This window comes from Bianquea renquensis (assembly GCF_014384895.1).
GTDB classification, from domain to species: Bacteria; Bacillota; Clostridia; order Lachnospirales; family Bianqueaceae; genus Bianquea; species Bianquea renquensis.
Genome location: NZ_JACRSQ010000004.1, coordinates 117,222 through 135,639, shown reverse-complemented (window position 1 = coordinate 135,639; position 18,418 = coordinate 117,222). Strand labels below are relative to the sequence as shown.

16 protein-coding genes, 1 tRNA gene and 1 other RNA gene are annotated in these 18,418 nt (G+C 50.9%); 9 read left to right on the top strand and 9 right to left on the bottom strand.

The window, feature by feature from the left end; all coding sequences use genetic code 11:
- Nucleotides 1–142: 142 nt before the first annotated feature.
- The 3 genes from H8730_RS04490 to H8730_RS04480 form a co-directional block, all read right to left on the bottom strand.
- Nucleotides 143–1,381 carry a hypothetical protein gene (locus tag H8730_RS04490; RefSeq protein ID WP_177720431.1) on the bottom strand — a complete coding sequence of 413 codons (1,239 nt, stop codon included), beginning with the start codon at nucleotides 1,379–1,381 and terminating at the stop codon, nucleotides 143–145.
- A 14-nt stretch (nucleotides 1,382–1,395) separates the two neighbouring features.
- On the bottom strand, nucleotides 1,396–2,520 hold the full coding sequence (locus H8730_RS04485) for an anaerobic sulfatase maturase (protein WP_177720428.1): 1,125 nt from the start codon (nucleotides 2,518–2,520) through the stop codon (nucleotides 1,396–1,398).
- A 145-nt stretch (nucleotides 2,521–2,665) separates the two neighbouring features.
- Nucleotides 2,666–3,520 carry an AraC family transcriptional regulator gene (locus tag H8730_RS04480; RefSeq protein ID WP_177720426.1) on the bottom strand — a complete coding sequence of 285 codons (855 nt, stop codon included), beginning with the start codon at nucleotides 3,518–3,520 and terminating at the stop codon, nucleotides 2,666–2,668.
- A 176-nt stretch (nucleotides 3,521–3,696) separates the two neighbouring features.
- Between H8730_RS04480 and H8730_RS04475 the strand changes: the two genes are divergently transcribed.
- The 5 genes from H8730_RS04475 to H8730_RS04455 all read left to right on the top strand — a co-directional run bounded on the left by H8730_RS04475 (nucleotide 3,697) and on the right by H8730_RS04455 (nucleotide 8,365).
- Nucleotides 3,697–4,461 (top strand): sugar phosphate isomerase/epimerase family protein, encoded by a 765-nt coding sequence (locus H8730_RS04475; RefSeq protein WP_177720424.1) that lies wholly within the window; start codon nucleotides 3,697–3,699, stop codon nucleotides 4,459–4,461.
- A 13-nt stretch (nucleotides 4,462–4,474) separates the two neighbouring features.
- Entirely contained in the window at nucleotides 4,475–5,338 is an 864-nt protein-coding gene (locus H8730_RS04470) for a sugar phosphate isomerase/epimerase family protein (protein ID WP_177720422.1), read from the top strand.
- Nucleotides 5,339–5,390: 52 nt separating this feature from the next.
- Entirely contained in the window at nucleotides 5,391–6,551 is a 1,161-nt protein-coding gene (locus tag H8730_RS04465) for a Gfo/Idh/MocA family protein (RefSeq protein ID WP_177720420.1), read from the top strand.
- Between the two features lie 19 nt (nucleotides 6,552–6,570).
- Nucleotides 6,571–7,599 (top strand): Gfo/Idh/MocA family oxidoreductase, encoded by a 1,029-nt coding sequence (locus tag H8730_RS04460; RefSeq protein WP_177720418.1) that lies wholly within the window; start codon nucleotides 6,571–6,573, stop codon nucleotides 7,597–7,599.
- Nucleotides 7,600–7,738: 139 nt separating this feature from the next.
- Nucleotides 7,739–8,365, top strand: coding sequence for a superoxide dismutase family protein (locus H8730_RS04455; protein ID WP_283243856.1), 627 nt, complete (start codon nucleotides 7,739–7,741; stop codon nucleotides 8,363–8,365).
- A 120-nt stretch (nucleotides 8,366–8,485) separates the two neighbouring features.
- On the opposite strand, the gene H8730_RS04450 is transcribed toward H8730_RS04455, so the two are convergent.
- From H8730_RS04450 to H8730_RS04440, 3 genes are all read right to left on the bottom strand, one after another.
- Nucleotides 8,486–10,681, bottom strand: a complete 2,196-nt coding sequence (locus tag H8730_RS04450) for a glycoside hydrolase family 3 N-terminal domain-containing protein (RefSeq protein ID WP_249289487.1) — start codon at nucleotides 10,679–10,681, stop codon at nucleotides 8,486–8,488.
- 164 nt (nucleotides 10,682–10,845) lie between these two features.
- An RNA gene (gene rnpB / locus H8730_RS04445) (RNase P RNA component class A) lies at nucleotides 10,846–11,196 on the bottom strand.
- A 69-nt stretch (nucleotides 11,197–11,265) separates the two neighbouring features.
- Nucleotides 11,266–11,592 (bottom strand): L-rhamnose mutarotase, encoded by a 327-nt coding sequence (locus H8730_RS04440; RefSeq protein WP_249289485.1) that lies wholly within the window; start codon nucleotides 11,590–11,592, stop codon nucleotides 11,266–11,268.
- Nucleotides 11,593–11,761: 169 nt separating this feature from the next.
- Between H8730_RS04440 and H8730_RS04435 the strand changes: the two genes are divergently transcribed.
- Together H8730_RS04435 and H8730_RS04430 are read left to right on the top strand one after the other, a co-directional pair.
- Nucleotides 11,762–11,965 (top strand): helix-turn-helix domain-containing protein, encoded by a 204-nt coding sequence (locus tag H8730_RS04435; protein WP_249289483.1) that lies wholly within the window; start codon nucleotides 11,762–11,764, stop codon nucleotides 11,963–11,965.
- 214 nt (nucleotides 11,966–12,179) lie between these two features.
- Nucleotides 12,180–13,232, top strand: a complete 1,053-nt coding sequence (locus H8730_RS04430; RefSeq protein ID WP_249289480.1) for an Rv1352/Rv1906c domain-containing protein — start codon at nucleotides 12,180–12,182, stop codon at nucleotides 13,230–13,232.
- 131 nt (nucleotides 13,233–13,363) lie between these two features.
- Here H8730_RS04430 and H8730_RS04425 read toward each other — a convergent pair whose 3' ends face one another.
- Nucleotides 13,364–13,924, bottom strand: a complete 561-nt coding sequence (locus H8730_RS04425) for a helix-turn-helix domain-containing protein (protein ID WP_249289478.1) — start codon at nucleotides 13,922–13,924, stop codon at nucleotides 13,364–13,366.
- Between the two features lie 313 nt (nucleotides 13,925–14,237).
- Between H8730_RS04425 and H8730_RS04420 the strand changes: the two genes are divergently transcribed.
- Nucleotides 14,238–14,310: transfer RNA gene (locus H8730_RS04420), tRNA-Thr, on the top strand.
- A gap of 132 nt (nucleotides 14,311–14,442) precedes the next feature.
- On the opposite strand, the gene H8730_RS04415 is transcribed toward H8730_RS04420, so the two are convergent.
- The gene (locus H8730_RS04415; RefSeq protein WP_249289476.1) at nucleotides 14,443–14,892 is read right to left on the bottom strand and encodes a GatB/YqeY domain-containing protein; all 450 of its coding nucleotides are present in this window, start codon (nucleotides 14,890–14,892) and stop codon (nucleotides 14,443–14,445) included.
- Between the two features lie 151 nt (nucleotides 14,893–15,043).
- Here H8730_RS04415 and H8730_RS04410 point away from each other — a divergent pair, with 151 nt between their 5' ends.
- Nucleotides 15,044–17,044: a glycoside hydrolase family 31 protein gene (locus H8730_RS04410; protein WP_249289474.1), complete on the top strand. Its 2,001-nt coding sequence runs from the start codon at nucleotides 15,044–15,046 to the stop codon at nucleotides 17,042–17,044.
- A gap of 104 nt (nucleotides 17,045–17,148) precedes the next feature.
- Here the strand turns inward: H8730_RS04410 and purD are convergent, their stop codons facing one another.
- On the bottom strand, nucleotides 17,149–18,414 hold the full coding sequence (purD, locus tag H8730_RS04405; protein ID WP_249289473.1) for a phosphoribosylamine--glycine ligase: 1,266 nt from the start codon (nucleotides 18,412–18,414) through the stop codon (nucleotides 17,149–17,151).
- Between the last annotated feature and the right edge of the window lie 4 nt (nucleotides 18,415–18,418).

Genomic DNA, 18,418 nt, shown 5'->3' with positions numbered 1-18,418 from the left:
TAGATTATAGCAGGAATCCTCTGAAAAATCATGGAAAATGATAAAAGTTCATGAAAAGTTTAAGAAAAGCTGTTGTCCACGCGGAACACGACGGCTGTACATAAGGGAAGCCGCATCCCATATGCAAGGAGCGGCTCAAACTTTACTTTTGTGCAGGGCCTTTTTTCTTCCGGCGGCTCTTAGACTCTTCCTCTTCTTGGGCTTTTTTTACTATATATTCCTTCTCCATCTCCGGTGTAATATTGGGGACATGGATCGTGACCTCCTCAATGGAAACGGCCTTCTCTCCATCCTCGTAGACGTCCTCGCTCTTCCCCTGCCCATCCTCCGATTCCGGCTCTGGTTTTACCGCCGCAACGGTTCGGATATCAGCGAGCAAACTGGATACCCACTGGCGGAGATTAAAACGGGTCTCAATGAACCACCGCTTCCAGCTCCCCTTGCCGGTTAAGGTCGCCTTCTCTTTATCCTTCGACTCCTCCTCCATCATGCGGGCATGTAACCGCGCATATAACTCCGCCGCCGTCTCCTCGCCAATGTCCACCAGACGGACGATCGGCACAAAACGGTGCCGAATCTTTTTGGGACCAGCCTGTATGGCCTTTACATTGGCAAGCGTAATATAGGGGCCGGTGTAGTCCCTCCTGCGGTAAAAGGTAAGGACGCCGTGGGATTCCTGGCCCTCCAACACGTGGTAATCCAGCGCACTCAGGCCGCTATACTCCTGTTTTAACAGAGCTCTTCGCATCGTCCGGTAATCCTGCACATAGGTGATTACGATCTCCTCTTCCTCTGTCAGCCAGCACCCCTTGCCCTCAACATAGGGTTTCCTGGCGTTGAGCGCAACGCGGTACAGGGGAATGACAAGCAGCAAAAGGGTTTCCAGAATCCAAAGTATGGCCAAGGGAACCCCTGTCATCAGCCGTCCATTCACCAACAAAAAGCCGCGGAGATTGATCTCCACCATGGCTTTCCACAGATCCATTGGGTGCGTAACCGTATCCCACCAAGTCTCAAAGAAACCGGGCATCGCCAGGTTTGCATACCAGACCTTATCCGTTGACTTCCAGATTTCTTGCACCATGTTGACATAGACCGCCCATTTGCTATACAACAAAAACAGCAGCGACAGGGCGGTAATGCCCACGGCTAGCACCGGCCGCCGTATCTTTCCAATCCGCATCAAAAAAATCATCCACTGGGACATGCCGGCGATCAGGCCCCCTATGATGATCAACCGCAACACCATGTTGGAAAAATAATTCATGAGATAAATGTAAACCGTTCCGAAAATAAAGGCTCCCAGGAGACCGCCAAAAATCATCCCAATTAACCCGACTGCGGAGAACTTACCTGACGGCGCATATCTTGTCATTGACATCGCTACTCCTCTTTCTATTTGTAGGTATGGCGTACACTTCGCGCTACATTCAGCAGACGAGGATACGAGTACTCCAAAAAATTCTGAATCGCTTCACAATAGTAGTTTCGCTCCAGCGTTCCCGAGACAAAATTTTCCCGCTCGCGGCGGCATCCACCTCTGCACAGGGAAAACCACCTGCACGATGCGCAATCACGCGGGAGATGTTGGGATTGCCGAATAAAATCTCCCAGCACAGGGCTGGACAGGAGATCCGGAAAATCATCCTGCTGGATGGTCCCCATTTTCCAGGCATCCCATGCGTAAAAATCGCAGGGATATATCCCTCCGTCGCTCTCGACGACCCATTGACAGCAGCATTGTCCCTGCAGAGCACAGATCTCCGGGCCCTTTCCCAGCAACATGTGAACTAGATTGTCGAAATAGCGCACGCTGACATAGTGTCCGCTGGCAAAGTCTCGGTACCAGCAATCGAATAACACGGAATAAAAATCCTGCCACCCCCTAGGGGTCAGGGAAAATGGGGTTCCTCCCCGCGCTTCACCGACTGGATCCAAGCAGGAAATGAACTGTAAGAAGGGGAGATTCTGTTTTCTGTAAAAATTGTAAATTTGTTCCGGATGTCTTGCGGATTGTGATGTGATAACATGGAGTATATTAAATTCGACTTTATACTTCTTGAATAGCCGCGCCGCTGCCATCGCCCTCTGGAACGTTCCTTTTCCGCTGGCATCGATGCGATAGCGGTCATGCAACTCCTTAGGCCCATCCATGGACAAACCCACCAGAAATTGCTGATCATGAAAAAACTGGGCCCATTTGCCGTCGATGGCATATCCATTTGTCTGGATGGCGTTGGATATGGAGACACCGTGGACATTATAGATTCTCTGAAATCTCACGGCGGCCTCAAAAAAATCAAGCCCCGCCATGGTCGGCTCGCCCCCCTGAAAGGCGAATGAGCATGTCCCCTCCGCATAGGCTAACGCCTTTTGGATCAACGCCTCCAAAGTTTCAACCGGCATGATCCCGTAAGATGTCTGCACACGGGTATCCGCGATGCTCGTATAGAAACAGTACTGGCATCGCATCTGGCAAAGACTGGACGCTGGCTTGATCAGCAAGCTCATCGGTGGCATGTGTCCACCTCCGCAATACAATGTATATCAGGTAATCTCTTTGTCCGTTTTCCCTCTTGGCCTATTATATCACAGATTGCGGTGAAATGAAAGAACTTTCCCATATTTTTTGGCCGAGGGCGATTTGTTAACACAATTGTAATGTTCAACCGTTTTTCCGTTTTTCTTGCACTTTACGGTACTGATGTGGCGTCATGCCCGTCACCTTCTTGAACGTTCGGATAAAATTCGTATAATCGTTAAACCCTGTCTGCGCACAGGCATCCATAACGGACTGCCCCTCTTCCAATAGCTGCTTGGCACAGGAGATGCGCTTCGCAATAATATGGCTATAAATCGTGCTCCCCGTTTCTTTTTTGAAGTCTCGGCTCAGGGTATAGCGATTGGTCAGAAATCGCTGCTCCAGACTTTCCAGCGAAAGATTCCCCTGAATATTGTTATCGATGTACTCCAACATCTCCTGAATTTTAGCGGAAATCGTCTCTTTTTCAACTCCGGACTCCCGGTTTTCGAATAGAATGTTGATATATACGAGCAGCTCCGCCAAATAGGTTTTCGTCAAAACATCCGCTCCATAGCCCGACTTACCACAGACCTGGGATATTTTATCTGTATGAGAAAGAAACTGGACGATCTGGTGCTCCGAGAGACGTAGCAAATTCTTTTCCCCTTTGGGGCGGCGGCGGAAACAGCGCAGAATATCCGTCGTCTGGGTGGACAGACTGTCCATCAGCTCTGGCGAGAAATGAATCACAACCCGCTCATACGGCTTGTCGGACAAAAATGTCGCCCGGTGGATCTCGTAGCTGTTAAACAACAACAGATCTCCATACTGCAATGCGTATATGGAGTTCTCCACGAAATAGTGAACATCCCCTCGGATAAAGAAGTAGATTTCATATTCATTGTGCAGATGAAACTCAAAACTGCCCTGCTCTACTGTTACGTGTCGCTTGTACGTAATGCCATCCCCTGGCTGTTCAAAATTTGCCTTCCACATTGCCAACACACCTTTGCCTTTCCATCCTCTCAGCATAGTCAATATTTGCATGTTTTTAATCAACTTATGCAAAGACTATGCAATAATTATAGTATATAATAGGGATAATTGCAAGCTGCGATGATTGCTTGCGATTCGATTCAATCGAATTCTAACTGTACAGGAAAGGAGACCATATGATTGCATTAGGAGCACAGTTGTATACGGTTCGAGCGTTTACCCAAACTCCAGAGGATATTGAGCGGACGCTTCGCAAGATCAAAGAAATCGGATTTAATACGATTCAGATTTCCGGCTTCGGCTACATAGAACCACAGAGGCTTGCCGACCTCGTCCGTGAACTGGAATTGGACGTATGCGTCACCCATACGCCCTTCGACCGTTTGCAGAATGACCTGGATGCTGTCATTCAGGAGCATCGGCTGATAGGCTGTGATACCATCGGACTCGGCGCCATGCCAGCCCAGTACCAGTCTTCTAAGGAGGGAGCCCAGCAGTTTATTGCGGATATTCGTCCTATTGCGGATCACATCCGAGAGGAAGGCCTGACCTTCGCATACCACAATCACAATTTTGAATTCCAGCGCTATGATGGGCGCCTCGTTATGGATATGCTCATCGAAGATACGGACCCAGACGCCTTCCACTTTATTCTGGATACCTTTTGGCTTCAGATGGGCGGCGTCAATCCGCCGGATTACATTCGGAAAGTTGCGGGCCGCATGAAGGTCTGCCATTTTAAAGATTTCGCAGTTGACCATATGAAGCCTATCTTCTCGGAAATCGGCCTTGGCAACTTGGATCTGAAGGAATGCTTCCGCGCATGCGAGGACGCCGGCGTAAAGGCCATCGTCATTGAGGAAGATGAATGCCCGAGAGATCCTTTTGACTGCCTAGCCGTGAGCTTGCGGAATTTAAAAGCCATCGCAGCGAATCACTGACAGGAGGTGCACCATGTCGCAATTTATTTTAAGTGGGTTTGCCGACGAGATCGCGCCGGAACTGGATACGCAGATTCGGGTCATGAAATCTTTGGAGATCTCCTACATCGAGATGCGGGGTGTCAACGGGAAAAACCTGTGTGATTATTCCCTTGCCCAAGCGCAAGAAATCAAGGCCCAATTGGACGAGGCTGGTGTCAAGATTTCCGCCATCGGTTCCCCCATAGGCAAAATCAACATCACGGACCCTTTCGAGCCCCATCTGAAGGCGTTTCGCCATGTGCTGGATCTGGCAGACTGTCTGGAGACGAAGTATATCCGTATGTTCAGCTTCTTTATGCCAAAAGGCGTGGACCCCTCTCAGTACCGGGATGAGGTGTTGTGCCGCTGGCAAGGTTTTGTTGATGCCGCAAAAGGGCGCGGTATCACCCTGCTTCACGAAAATGAAAAGGATATCTACGGCGATACGCCGGAGCGCTGTCTCGACCTCCTTACCTCTCTGAATTGCGAGTACGTTCGCGCCACCTTCGATCCGGCTAACTTTATTCAGTGCGGTGTTGAGGTCTATCCCCACGCGTATACGATGCTTCGCCCCTATATTGAGTATATGCATATCAAAGACGCTAAGGCGTCGGATGGGGCCGTTACTGTGGCTGGCCGGGGTGATGGGCACATCCCCAGCGTACTTCAGGATCTGAAAGACAGCGGATACACTGGTTTTCTGTCCTTGGAGCCTCATTTGACGAATTTTGTTGGATTTGCTGACTTGGAGGAAAGTGCGGAAGTCGCCCAGAAGGAAGATATGTCCCAGGGCGCCAAACTCTTTGCCGCAGCCTCCGCTTCCCTCACGGATATTCTGCAAAACTTGAAGGCGTAACCCTTAAAATACACTCAAGGTAGTGCCGCAACGCGGTAGAATGGAGGTCAATATGGATAAAGTTCGCTATGGAATCATCGGAATCGGCAATATGGGGTCCGGCCACGCGGTGAATCTGGACAAAGGCGTCATCGATGGCGCTTGCCTCACCGCTGTATGTGATATTCGGCCGGAACGATTGGAATGGGCCGCCAACACCCTCGCCCAGGATGTGCTGAAGTTCAGCACGACGGATGAATTCTTCGCCAAAGCCCCCATCGACGTGGTGATTATCGCGACCCCTCACTATGATCACCCTGTGTTGGCTATCGAGGCCTTTTCCCACGGTCTCAACGTCATCTCGGAAAAGCCAGCCGGTGTCTACACGGCAAAGGTTCGGGAGATGAACGCGGCCGCTGAAAAAAGCGGAAAGTTATTCGGCGTCATGTTCAATCAGCGGACCAACCCGGTTTATAAAAAGGTAAAAGAGCTCCTGGAAAGCGGCGAGCTAGGCGAAATGAAGCGAGTCGTCTGGATCATCACCAACTGGTATCGCTCCCAGAGCTACTACAATTCAGGCGGATGGCGCGCGACTTGGGCAGGTGAAGGCGGCGGTGTCCTCTTGAATCAATGCCCACATCAGCTGGATCTGTGGCAATGGATCTGCGGTATGCCGTCCCGAATCCGTGCTTTCTTGCAGTATGGGAAATGCCGTGATATTGAAGTGGAGAATGATGTAACTGCCTACGCGGAATATCCCAATGGCGCGACGGGTCTTTTCATCACCTCAACCCACGAAACTCCGGGCACCAACAGGTTAGAGATATCCGCCGACCGCGGCAAGATCGTGGTCGAGGACGATATTGTAACCTTCTGGAGAAACCGAGTTGGCGAGAGACAGTTTAATGCTGAGTACACCGGAGGCTTTGGAAATCCAGAATGCTGGAAGTGTGAAATTCCAACCCCGGGCGAAAATTCACAGCACGTCGGGATTTTAAAAAATTTTACGGCCGCGGTGCAGAAGGGTACACCTTTGCTGGCTCCCGGCTCTGAAGGCATTCGCGGGCTGTCTCTCTCCAATGCGATGCACTTGTCCGACTGGACCGGCCAATGGGTTGATCCCAACCATTTAGATGAACAGCTTTTCTACGACCTATTATCAGAAAAAATCCGCACGTCGACCTTTAAGAAGGAAACCCAGGAGGCGACGCTCAATACATCCGGAACCTATTAGTCCTAAGGAGGATATTCCCGTGAAACATTATCAGACGGCTGTTATCGGCTGTGGCGCGATTCACCAAAATCATCTTGACGCGATTGCCGACTGTCCACAGGCAGACTTATATGCCGTATGCGATATCGACGCCGCACAGGGGGAAAAAACGGCGGCGTCCGCCAATTGTAAACTGTTTACATCCTTCGATGAGGTCCTAGAGGATCCCACCATCGATGTGGTCCATCTGTGCACGCCCCACTATCTTCATGCCCCCATGGCGATTGCTGCTATGAAAGCCGGCAAAGACGTCCTGACGGAGAAACCCATGGCGATGAGCATCTATGAGACCATGGACATGGTCCGGGCGGCAAACGAAACAGGCCGAACCCTGGGCGTCTGTTTCCAGAACCGCTACAACTATACATCGCAGCATGTCAAGTCCCTTTTGGATTCTGGATCCCTTGGCAAGGTGCTTGGCGCGAAGGCTTTGGTGACCTGGGGACGGGATGCAAAGTATTATGGACAGGCACAGTGGCGCGGCACATGGCAGTATGAGGGCGGCGGCGTCCTGATCAACCAGGCGATTCATACGCTGGATCTGCTACAATGGTTTTTAGGCCTTCCTGTCTCCGTGGCTGCCCAGATGTCCTGCTATCAGCTACAGGATTGCATCGAGGTTGAAGATACCGCACACGGCATATTCACCTTCGCTGATGGTAGCCGGGCGATTTTTTACGCGACGAACAACTATTGCACCTCCTCCCCCATCGAATTGGAAATCGTATGTGAAAAAGCGGTGCTCTCCCTCAAGGACACCTTGACGATTCAATACAGTGACGGCCGCGTGGAGCACTCCACAGAGACCACCCTCGGGGAGGGAGAAAAAGCATATTGGGGGCTCGGACATAAGAAATTGATTGCCGACTATTATGCCTGTCTGGCGGAGGGAAAGCCATTCTGGATCGATGGACCTGAGGCTTCCAAGGCCGTTCGGATGATTGAGAGTATCTATCGCTCCGCTGCCACCGGCAACCGCATTCCGATTCCATCTCCAAAGGATCTGTAATTTCATCCCAGTATTATAGCCGGCCGCCGCAAGGAGATCTGAGTCTTCTTGCGGCGGCTTTTTGCGGCGGTTCATATCCTGCTCTTTTTTTGCATATAGTGTAGAAATGATTATGTATCTTAGAAAGGGCTGTCAATCTATGAATGGACCGAAACAATCCATGTATACAGGGAATTCTTCTCTATTCGCCTATCGCTGTTTCTCCGAAGAAGAGGCGGTTGCGACCTCCGCCCGCCAACAAGAGCCAGCAGACGAGCCACCCCAGTTTCCCCTTGTTTTTGCCGATATTCAGGGAGGACCGCTTCGCCCGGAAATCCGCGGCATCGTCTATTTTCTTCCCATGGACTCCGGAACACAAGTTTACGCCTATGTGACCGGTCTTCCCCCCTACACGCCAGGCAATGCAAACACCCCGCCCATCGGCCCCCATGGCTTTCACATCCACTCGGGCGGGAGCTGTGCTCCCGGTGACCCCGCAAACCCTTTTCAGGACGCGGGAGATCACTGGAATCCCACCAACCAGCCTCATGGCAACCACGCCGGCGATTTTCCTCCTCTGTTTTCAAACGATGGCGTTGCCTTTTTAAGCTTTTACACGGATAAGTTCACCCCCACCGAAGTCGTTGGGAAAACCATCATCATCCATGAAAATCCTGATGACTTCCGAACGCAACCTTCCGGCAACTCTGGAAAGCGCTTGGCATGCGGCGTCATCGTACAGTCGCAGACACGCACTTGCACAGCCGGCCACATCGGACCGCAATAAGCGCGCCTTAGGCGCAATTTCAAAGGGAGAGCTGCTGGATGACCTAAAATCAAGATGACTTTGGGTAATAAGCAGCCCTCCCTCGTTTTTCCGCAGAAGAAAACCGATGATATACAAATTCTATTTCACAGTAAAGGATACGCCTTCCTGGCAAGTGCTGTCGTGTCCGACAAACAGCAAAAACTCGCCGGGTTCCACGACCTCCTTGAGGTCCATGGTCATCAATGCGAAGCGCTCTGCGGGAATGTCCAGAGTGGCTTCCACACTGCTGTGTGCAGGGACAAGAACCTTGGTAAAGCCGCAGAGCTTTCGCTCCGGGGTGGGGAGAGAGCTGACCACATCCTGGAAGTAAGCCTGCACAACTTCGTATGCGGGGATATGGGAATGGTTGGTGAGGGTAACGCTGGCATGCAGCATCTGGCCAGCAGTGATGCAGGTCTCATTCAGGCAGACAGTGCTGTAGCGGATATCCGCATAGGATAAGCCATAACCAAAAGGGTACAGAGGCTTATTCTCCCCATCCTTATAGCGCAAGAGGCTCTCCCTGCTGCGTCCACTGGACAGCAAAGCGTGATAATACGGAACCTGACCGGTATCGTAAGGGAAGGTGATGGGAAGACGCCCGCTGGGACAATGGCCACCGAATAATACATCGCAGATTGCATGACCGGCTTCCGTACCCAGGTGCCAGGAAAGAAGCAGTGCATCGGAAGTCTGATCCAGTTCACTGCAGCACATGGCACGGCCGCACATGAGGACGGATATGATCTTCTTGCCGGTTGCCTTTAATGCGCGCAGATAGGTATACTGAAGCTCTGGCAGATCAAGGCTTACCCGCCCTCTATTTTCACCGGACCAGGGCGCCCTCTCACCGCACACGTAGATGATCTCGTCACAGTCCTCTGCCAGCTTAAGAGCCTGTAAAAAGCCACTGTCATCTGTATCCTGGAAACAGTATTTTCCGGTAAAGGGGCAGCCGTCGTGGTGAACAAAATCATAGCCGGCCTCCTCCATCGCTTTCTTTACGGTGATCACGTTGGTCTCGGGGTCGTAAGTAGCCCATGCACCCGGCATATCCTCCTCATTGTCGGAAAGAGGACCGGTGAGGAAGTATTTTTTGGATGGAGACAAAGGAAGGATATGGTCTTCATTTTTTAGAAGAACACAGCAGTGTCTGGCGATGTCCCGTGCAAGCTCACGAGACTGGGGTGTGAGCATAAATTTCTCTGCACTGTCCGGTTCGTGGTAGGGGTGCTCAAAGAGTCCCATGGCGAATTTGACGCTTAAAATCCTGCGGACAGCTTCATCAATCGCCTCCGCAAAACGGGTATCTTCATAATAAAGCGATTCAAGATTCTCCTCGTATACATGGGAACCCATATCGCTGTCAACACCTGCCGTGATAGCCAGACCAGCGGCGTCTTTGCGGTCTTTTGCGACGCGGTGATGGATCAGCTCGTTCACGGCATCATAATCGGATACGACAAATCCGCCGAAGCCGAATCTGTCACGGAGAATCTCGGTTAAGTAGTAACGGCTGCCTGTGATAACCTGACCGTTTAATACGTTGAAGGAGCTCATGGCCGTCAGGGCACCGGCGTCAACGGCAGCGGCATAGGGCTTCATATAGTCCATGAACACGGTGCGAGGGCTGGCATCGCATTCCTCGTAGTCGCGTCCTCCTTGTGCCAGTCCGTATCCACAATAATGCTTGAAGCAGGCAGCTACGTAGGGATAACCGGTATCGGGGTTCAGGGTCTGCAGGCCGCGGACCTTGGCCTGTGCGATCAAAGATCCCAGCAGAGGATCTTCCCCTGCCCCTTCTGCCACACGGCCCCAACGTGGATCGCGGCATAAATCAATCATGGGGGCATAGACCCAGTTAATACCGTCGGCATAAGCTTCTTTGGCTGCAACAGCTTCCGCTTCTGCCAACAGATCGGGATCCCATGTGGCAGCTTCCCCAAGAGGAATGGGGAATATGGTCTTGTGGCCGTGGATGACGTCAAAGCCGAACAGGAGGGGAATCCCCAGACGGGATTCTTCCACGGCGATTTTCTGCACGATGTTGGCGGCTTCCAGGCCATGCATCAGCATGGTTCCCACAGCCCCGCGGCGAACTTTGTCAACAATGCTGTTTTCATCAGCCCTATCCCCCAGATTGTAATCGGTGAGATCCCCACAATCGGCAACGTGCTCCAAATGTAACTGCCCTACTTTCTCGGCGACGGTCATTCTGGCAAGAAGTGCATTGACACGCTCGGCATAGAGCGAAGGATCAAAGGGAGTCTTTGCTAAAAGATTTTGTCTGGACATGTAGAATACTCTCCTTTTCGCAGAATAATGGATGACAGATGGCATGTCTCACTTCATGATAGAGGATTCGGGTGATTGTGTCAACAATTTTATTGTGTTTTTAGGCATTATAAGAGGGCTGTTCCTCCAGTAGCTTATTCAGCTACTTTGCAACAGCCCCTTTTCAGTTGAGTCCGCCTGTAAGCCGAGTTCTGTCGAGAGCGATCATCTATCTTGACTTCATGTTGCCATAAAGCTCACGCGACCTACCCGAATACACGACGGGCCGCCGTATCGTATTCTGTTCGGTCTTGCTCCAAGTGGGGTTTACATGTGCCCTCGCTGTCACCAGTGAGGCGGTGAGCTCTTACCTCGCCTTTCCACCCTTACCGGATTTTGCCCGGCGGTTTATTTCTGTTGCACTGTCCTGGGAGTCGCCTCCACTGGGTGTTACCCAGCACCCTGCCCTGCGGAGCTCGGACTTTCCTCACAGGCAGCCTTTCGGCCCCCGCCTGTGCGATCGCTCAGCGAACTCAACTTATTTTTTATCATACCACAAATTGTCGCGTCTGTCAAAAATATTCTGACAGACTATACAGTATTCCTTACGTATGCAAGAATACACAGTCCACAAAATCTTTAATTGGCTCCTTACTCCCATCGGGGAGAGTTCTCGTCGCAATCATGTCTTCCATATACACGTTCCAGCGTTTCACCACTTCGCTTTCCTCCTGCACCTTAACGGCGTATTCGTCATCCTCCGTCTCATAATAGCCAAACAGCGTCTCATCGTCCAAGATCCATATGGAATAATTCTTCAACCCAGCCTTCGTCAATACTTCGCTCATCTCCGGCCAGATCGCATCATGCCTCCGCTTATATTCCTCCAATACCCCAGGCTTAATCTTCATGGTAAATCCCTTTCTCTCCATCGGTGTCTCCTCTCCTTTCATCCAGCTTTTGTCCATTATACCTGTTCATTAAGGATTTTGCAAGTTCTATTTTCGGTTTGACCGGCCGTCAAACTTTGCATTCGCCCCATACACTCTATTTACAAAACTTGTCTCCTTCTGCTATACTTATAATAAAAAGGCAAACAATATGAACGAAATATTGCATCGAAATCTAGTGAAACTGCGGAAACAATCCGGCATGTCAAGCCGCGATATTGCGATGTATCTCCATGTAACACCGGCTTGCTATAGCAATTATGAGCACGGCAGGCGGCAGATTCCGTTGGACATTGTAGTGAAACTTGCGGAACTCTATCAAATAACCATTGATGAATTGGTTCGCGCTCCGTGATCTCTCAGTGAAATATCACGCTACCACCTTCCTTCGCTTCCTCCCCTTGTTGCGATACTTTCTTAAATTAAGCTTTACTTCATTTTTATAAAGTTTGACAAAGCGATTGTTATGGTGTAAAATCTTACATAAGTATTTGATCATACTATTATAATCTGAAATCAATTACAAAATCAAGCCGAGTCGCTAACGCTCCAAAGGAGGAGGTAATTCCATGAAAAAAATTTGTACCTGCATGATCGTTTTATTGCTTCTAATCACCGGCTGTGCGTCGAAGCAGGTGGAAGAATCGTCCAACTCCGAACCCCCAGAGACTATAGAGCTCGGCGGTTACACTGTACCGGACTACGAAGTATACAAGCTTTCCTCTGAGGAAAATAAGCTTGGAGACACAAAGGTTATGCTAAAAGGGAAAATGTCGGATATCAAAGAATCCGACGGCCTTATCATTGGGACGCTCCACGCCGACGAAGGCGATTGGTTGATCGCGATTGGGGATCCGCTTCTTCATGATTATAGCATGATTCAAGGGATTCTGGAAGGTAAAGAAGTCGGTTGTCTCGGCACATATGCTGGTTTTAGCGGTACCATGGAGCTTCCCGCAGTCGCTGCCGATACTTTCCTCTGTGAGGGAAACGCCTATTATGCGCCCATTATATTTCTAAGTGAGCCATACTCATCGGAAATCGGCGATATTTTAGATAGAGCACAGACAGGTGAGGCGCCGGAAGCCACAGATTCCGAGCCAGAGGACGAGTCAATTGTTGCCGAGGAATCAGAGGTTACAGAATCCTCCGAGGAAACTCTCTATTATTCATCCGGTACCTATAAAGTTGGATCCGATATTGCTGCCGGGGAATATGTCATCGTGAATGCCTCCGCCTCTTATATGGAAGTCACGTCGGATAGCAGCGGTGATTTAAGCGCAATCGTTATGAATGATTTTTTTACGAATCGACTTTACGTTACCGTATCGGAAGGGCAATATATCACGTTCAAGGGTAAAATGTACGCGGAGGCGGACACGCCTGCTTATGTACCCATAAATGGTATCTATGGAGAGGGCATGTACAAAGTTGGAAAGGACATTCCCGCAGGAGAATATAAAATCTCTCCCACAGAGGACCGAGGTTATTTTGAAGTTTGTAGCGATTCCTTCGGAACACTGCACTCAATCCTTACAAACGATAACATCCAGAATGAAGTGTATCAGAGTTTAAGCGAAGGACAGTATATTAAACTACAGTCATGCCAAATCATTTCATAACACCATGATCACCGAAGGGCGATTCCGATAGCAGATGCCGGTGACCGCAAAAACAATTCAGCCCCTATCCTCTCCGCCACGGAAATCGATAGGGGCTTTCTAGTTACATGGGAAGTTAGTTTCCTTATGCGTTAGTCCTCTTTCATCAGGACTTTCCTCTGCCAGCTGCGTTTTCCGCATTCAGGGCATTTCATATATCTTGTCCTGCCTGAATGCAGTGCAAGATTGGTTTGCCAGTACGTTGGCACATATCGGTGATGACAATTCTGGCATTCATAATATCCAGCTTTTTGCTCAATGCCTACCGCTATAAATACTGCGGCAAAGATCGTGACAAGAGCAAATGCAATGAGTGCTATTCGCAACCAAACCGGCATCTCAACAAATGAAGCTACAAACACCATGACCAACCCCGCAATGATGGTGGGAAGTAAAATCCAGTATTCCATCTTAAGCATCTGCTTGTTCTTGTCTTCGATCTCCTTCTTCATTGCGAGCAGATTTTCTTCTGCCCTTTTATCATATAATTCTGCCATGATTCTTTCGCCCGACAGGAGCTCGTTGACATTGATTTTAAGAAAATCACATACCTCCAGCATAATCCCGGAATCTGGCAAAGACTTCCCCGTCTCCCATTTTGATACCGCCCGGTCACTGATTCCGAGCTTCTCGGCAAGATTAGCCTGCGTCATGCCCTGTTCCTTCCTGCAAGATGCTATGAATTTTCCAATTTTGATTTGATCCAGATCGGGCACCTCCTTTCATGGCTCAAGTATATCGGGAATTGATGTGAAGTAACACATACTGACGGTTGATTTCTGCCCACTCTACCGCTGGTTGAGTACCTATAAATCCCGATTGTCGATTCGTTTTCCACAAAGTGGCTGTGATAATGGGCTTGCGCGGCGTTGTATCATCTATTTTTCGATTATTTACAAAAAAAGGTTGACTTTTATTGTCCCATATGCTATTATATTTAGCGTTGACGGCCTAAATGGACGTCGTGCTCCTGTAGCTCAGTCGGCAGAGCGTCGCCTTGGTAAGGCGGAGGTCAGCAGTTCAAGTCTGCCCGGGAGCTTTCTGATTTGGCGGGTCTCAGAGGATGAGGCCCGCTTTGTATTAACCCGCTTTCACTGCGAAACCCTATCATTGCCAGGACGGATATGATAGGGCTGCTTTTATTGGGCAATATAGGAATCTGATACTCCCTTTACTGGGAGAGTACCTCTCCAACCAGTTGATTGACCAGGGAACCATCGGCCTTCCCCTTCACCAATGGCATCAGATTTTTCATAATCTGTCCTTTATCCCTTGCCGTTGGCGCTTCAATCCCCAGATCGGCCAGCACCTTGGAAATTGCGTCGCGAATTTCATCTTCCCCCATCATCTTAGGTGCAAATTCCTTTAAGACCTCCAGCCGGAGCCTGCATTCTTCCAGAATCTCTGTTCGATCCGCTGGCGTAGCCTCCATTGTCTCCTGCGTCTGCTTGATCTCTTTTAAAACGATGGCATTTTCTTCCTCCTCCGTCAGTTCATCGCGCTTATCAATATATTTCGCCTTTAAGGCTGACAACAGCAGCGACAGGGTTTCTTTGCGCTGTGCATCCTTATTTTTCATGGCCTTGACCATCTCCTGGCGAACAACATCCATTTTACTCATTGTGATTTCCTCCCTTAGCTTATGAAATGCAGTTAGTCTCATTATACCCCGCATTTCTATGCTTTGCAACCTTCTTCGAATTTTTGTCATTGACTTTTCCATTTTTTTGTAGTACCATTGGTAAAAACTTTGAAAAAAGGAGAGTACCGAAATGATGCAAGCCCTGACCTGGACTTCCCTTGCCCCAGGCATCTGGAGAGCCCGCCTTGGAGCCCCCACCTCTGTGACGCCTATGACCCTAGCCGCGGCGCCTCCCGCTCTGGACTCCCTCACTTCCCTCCCTGACACGCCCATGCCCGAGTTTTCCTTCTCGCCTTGCGCTCGGACGGACGACAACCGCATTGTCATCCGTTTTTCCTTGACTGAGATGGAGGACCTCTATGGTTTAGGCCTTCAGATGACATCTGTCAACCATCGCGGCCGGACTCGCTCTCTCAGTGTCAACAGCTATCCCACCGCGGATTCCGGGGCTAACGTAGCGCCGGTTCCCTTTCTTGTGTCCAGCCGCGGATACGGCGTTGCCGTCGATTCGCTCCAGCCCGCCACATTTTACTGTGGATGTACGCAGCCTACCGAACTGCCACTCTACCCGAAACACAGGGCCACGACGCCAAACTGGACCCCAGACGTCCCCTTTCATTGCTGGGAGGCCGTCATCCCTGGCAACAGTGCGGACCTCTACTTTTTCTCTGGCCCTTCCATGCTTGACGCAGTGCGGCGCTACATACTGTACGCAGGCGGCGGCGCCCTTCCGCCCCGTTGGGGGTTAGGATTCTGGCATCGGGTGCCCATGGTCTACTCAGATCAGGAAGCACTGGCGGAGATGGCGGAAATACGGGCGCACCAGATTCCCTGCGACGTCATCGGTCTGGAACCTGGGTGGCAGACCTTTTCTTACCCCTGCTCCTACGCCTGGGATCCCGGTCGATTTCCCGACCCAGCCGGTTTTGTGCAGGCGGCGGCCGACAAAGGCTTCCATATCAATCTTTGGGAGCATGGATATGTTGCCCCCTGTTGCGAGTTCTATGAGACGGTCCGTCCCCATCTATCCGATTATGCCAACTGGAGCGGAGAGCTTCCCGATTATACTCAGCCCGCAGTGCTAACGGCTATGCAGAATCAGCACAGACGCGACCATCTTTCCATTGGCGTTTCCGGCTATAAGATCGATGAATGCGATGCCTCTCTTCCCTCCCACGCCCATTTTCCATCAGGTCTGGATGGAGTGCAAATGAATCAGATTTTAGGAATGTTGCTCACAAAAAATCAGGATGCACTGTTCCGCGAGAAAAATACGCGAACCTACAGCATGGTCCGCGCCGGCAATCTGGGAGGCTGTGGCTATCCCTTTGCTTTCTACAGTGATCGAACTGATCTCCGGGAGTATGTTCGGATGCTCTGCAACTCAGGTTTCTCAGGCCTCCTATGGTCCCCAGAGGTATGCGGTGCCTCCAGCGGCGAAGAATGGGTCCGCCGAATGCAAGTCTCTGCTTTTTCGCTTCACACGCAGCTGAACGCATGGGCTAGCGGTGTGAAACCTTGGGACTTTGAAGATGTGGCCCCCATTGTTCGCAACCTGTTAGCCCTCCATATGCGGCTCGTCCCGTATCTCTACAATACCCTTGCCGACTTCCATTTCGCTGGAAAACCACCCATCCGCGCCATGGCCTTGGAATTCAGTGAGCGCAGCTGTGCCTCCCTCGATGATCAGTACATGCTGGGCGATGCCCTTCTCGTGGCTCCCCTATTTCCAGGTGAGTCTTCCCGCCGGGTATATCTTCCCGAAGGAGGCTGGTACGCCTTGGACACCCATGAATACTACGCAGGTGGGCAATGGCATGATCTGTACCTCCCCATCTCCCGACTCCCTGTTTTTGTTCGCTCCGGCGCCATTCTGCCACTCATGCCCGCGTACGACCATGTCCCAGCAGCTGGGATTTCCATCCCATTGGAACTTGTCTGTTTCGGCGCAGAGGATACGAGCCTCGTCCTGTACGACGACGACGGGGAGACCTTTGGCTACGAGACAGGGGAGTACGGCTATCTATATCTTGAGGCAACACGTGTCGATGGCCGCATGACGGGACACCTCACAGCGGATACCCGCAAGGTTCAAACCTATGAGATATCCAACTGGATTTTCGTCGAATAAAACTTTCATTTCTGCGGATCTAGGTCCCCTTTACGGCGGACTCTCAGAAAAACCCCTTAGGGAAACGGTTCAATCTCCCTAAGGGGTTTTCGCATGATCCGCGTTCATTTTCGCCCGATATCCCTCCGATAATGAACATCGGCAAAGGTAACCGCGCCTATGTTGGCATATGCTTTCGCAATGGCGGCATTTAAATCGCGGTCCAGAGCAACAACGCCCAGCACGCGGCCTCCATTGGTTACAATCTGCCCTTCTTCGTTTTTCGCCGTTCCCGCGTGAAAGATCATAAGATCCGTCCGCCCGTCAAAGGCATGGAGCCCCTGGATTGGATATCCCTTTGCATAGTGCAAGGGATAGCCTCCGGATGCCAGCACGACACAGACCGCGGCGTTATCCGCCCATTGGATATCCATCTGTGCCAGGGTTCCATCGATGCAAGCCTCCACAATATCAACCAAATCCGTCTCCAGGCGAGGCAGCACCACCTGCGTCTCCGGGTCGCCAAACCGCGCGTTATACTCCAGCACTTTCGGCCCATTCTCCGTCAGCATCAGGCCGAAGAATAAAATTCCTGTGAAGGGTCTCCCCTCAGCGGCCATGGCGGCCAATGTCGGCTTAAAAATATGCTCCTCCGCATATGCCTGTATCTCCGGCGTATAATACTGACTCGGGGAGAAGGTTCCCATTCCGCCAGTATTCAACCCCTCATCGTTGTCCAAAGCCCGCTTATGGTCCTGGGCTGAAACCATGGGTTTTACAGTTTTGCCATCGCAAAAAGACAGCACCGAGACTTCAGGGCCCGTCATAAACTCCTCGATGACCATGGCGTCGCCGGCCGCTCCAAATTTCTTGTCCACCATGATCTCATCGACGCCAGCTAGGGCCTCCTCTTCCGTGTGGCAAATCAAAACGCCTTTGCCCAAAGCCAGACCATCCGCTTTCAATACGATGGGATAGGTATTATGATCCCGCAGGAAAGATTTCGCCTCTTCGCTGTCGGTAAATTCCCAGAAAGCGGCAGTGGGAATCCCATATTTCTGCATCAACTTCTTGGAAAAGGCTTTGCTTCCCTCAATGATCGCCGCATTCTTTCTCGGCCCAAATACACGCAGCCCCGCCGCTTCAAAGGCATCGACGACTCCTAGCATCAGGGGATCATCCATGCCGATGACGGTCAGATCGATGGCATGTTCTTTCGCAAACGAAACCAACGCCTCGATATCGGTGGCCTTAATATCCACGCACTGTGCCATCTCCGCAATTCCCGCGTTTCCTGGGGCACAGTAGATTGTCTCCGCTTTTGGGCTTTGGGAGAGCTTCCAGACAATGGCGTGCTCCCTTCCTCCGCTTCCAACGACTAAGATTTTCATCTGT

Excerpts from the sequence above, each read along its gene's own strand:
- H8730_RS04490 (WP_177720431.1), bottom strand. The coding sequence starts at position 1,381 with ATGTCAATGACAAGATATGCGCCGTCAGGTAAGTTCTCCGCAGTCGGG.
- H8730_RS04485 (WP_177720428.1), bottom strand. The coding sequence starts at position 2,520 with ATGCCACCGATGAGCTTGCTGATCAAGCCAGCGTCCAGTCTTTGCCAG.
- H8730_RS04480 (WP_177720426.1), bottom strand. The coding sequence starts at position 3,520 with ATGTGGAAGGCAAATTTTGAACAGCCAGGGGATGGCATTACGTACAAG.
- H8730_RS04475 (WP_177720424.1), top strand. The coding sequence starts at position 3,697 with ATGATTGCATTAGGAGCACAGTTGTATACGGTTCGAGCGTTTACCCAA.
- H8730_RS04470 (WP_177720422.1), top strand. The coding sequence starts at position 4,475 with ATGTCGCAATTTATTTTAAGTGGGTTTGCCGACGAGATCGCGCCGGAA.
- H8730_RS04465 (WP_177720420.1), top strand. The coding sequence starts at position 5,391 with ATGGATAAAGTTCGCTATGGAATCATCGGAATCGGCAATATGGGGTCC.
- H8730_RS04455 (WP_283243856.1), top strand. The coding sequence starts at position 7,739 with ATGAATGGACCGAAACAATCCATGTATACAGGGAATTCTTCTCTATTC.
- H8730_RS04450 (WP_249289487.1), bottom strand. The coding sequence starts at position 10,681 with ATGTCCAGACAAAATCTTTTAGCAAAGACTCCCTTTGATCCTTCGCTC.
- H8730_RS04440 (WP_249289485.1), bottom strand. The coding sequence starts at position 11,592 with ATGGAGAGAAAGGGATTTACCATGAAGATTAAGCCTGGGGTATTGGAG.
- H8730_RS04435 (WP_249289483.1), top strand. The coding sequence starts at position 11,762 with ATGAACGAAATATTGCATCGAAATCTAGTGAAACTGCGGAAACAATCC.
- H8730_RS04430 (WP_249289480.1), top strand. The coding sequence starts at position 12,180 with ATGAAAAAAATTTGTACCTGCATGATCGTTTTATTGCTTCTAATCACC.
- H8730_RS04425 (WP_249289478.1), bottom strand. The coding sequence starts at position 13,924 with ATGACGCAGGCTAATCTTGCCGAGAAGCTCGGAATCAGTGACCGGGCG.
- H8730_RS04415 (WP_249289476.1), bottom strand. The coding sequence starts at position 14,892 with ATGAGTAAAATGGATGTTGTTCGCCAGGAGATGGTCAAGGCCATGAAA.
- H8730_RS04410 (WP_249289474.1), top strand. The coding sequence starts at position 15,044 with ATGATGCAAGCCCTGACCTGGACTTCCCTTGCCCCAGGCATCTGGAGA.
- purD (WP_249289473.1), bottom strand. The coding sequence starts at position 18,414 with ATGAAAATCTTAGTCGTTGGAAGCGGAGGAAGGGAGCACGCCATTGTC.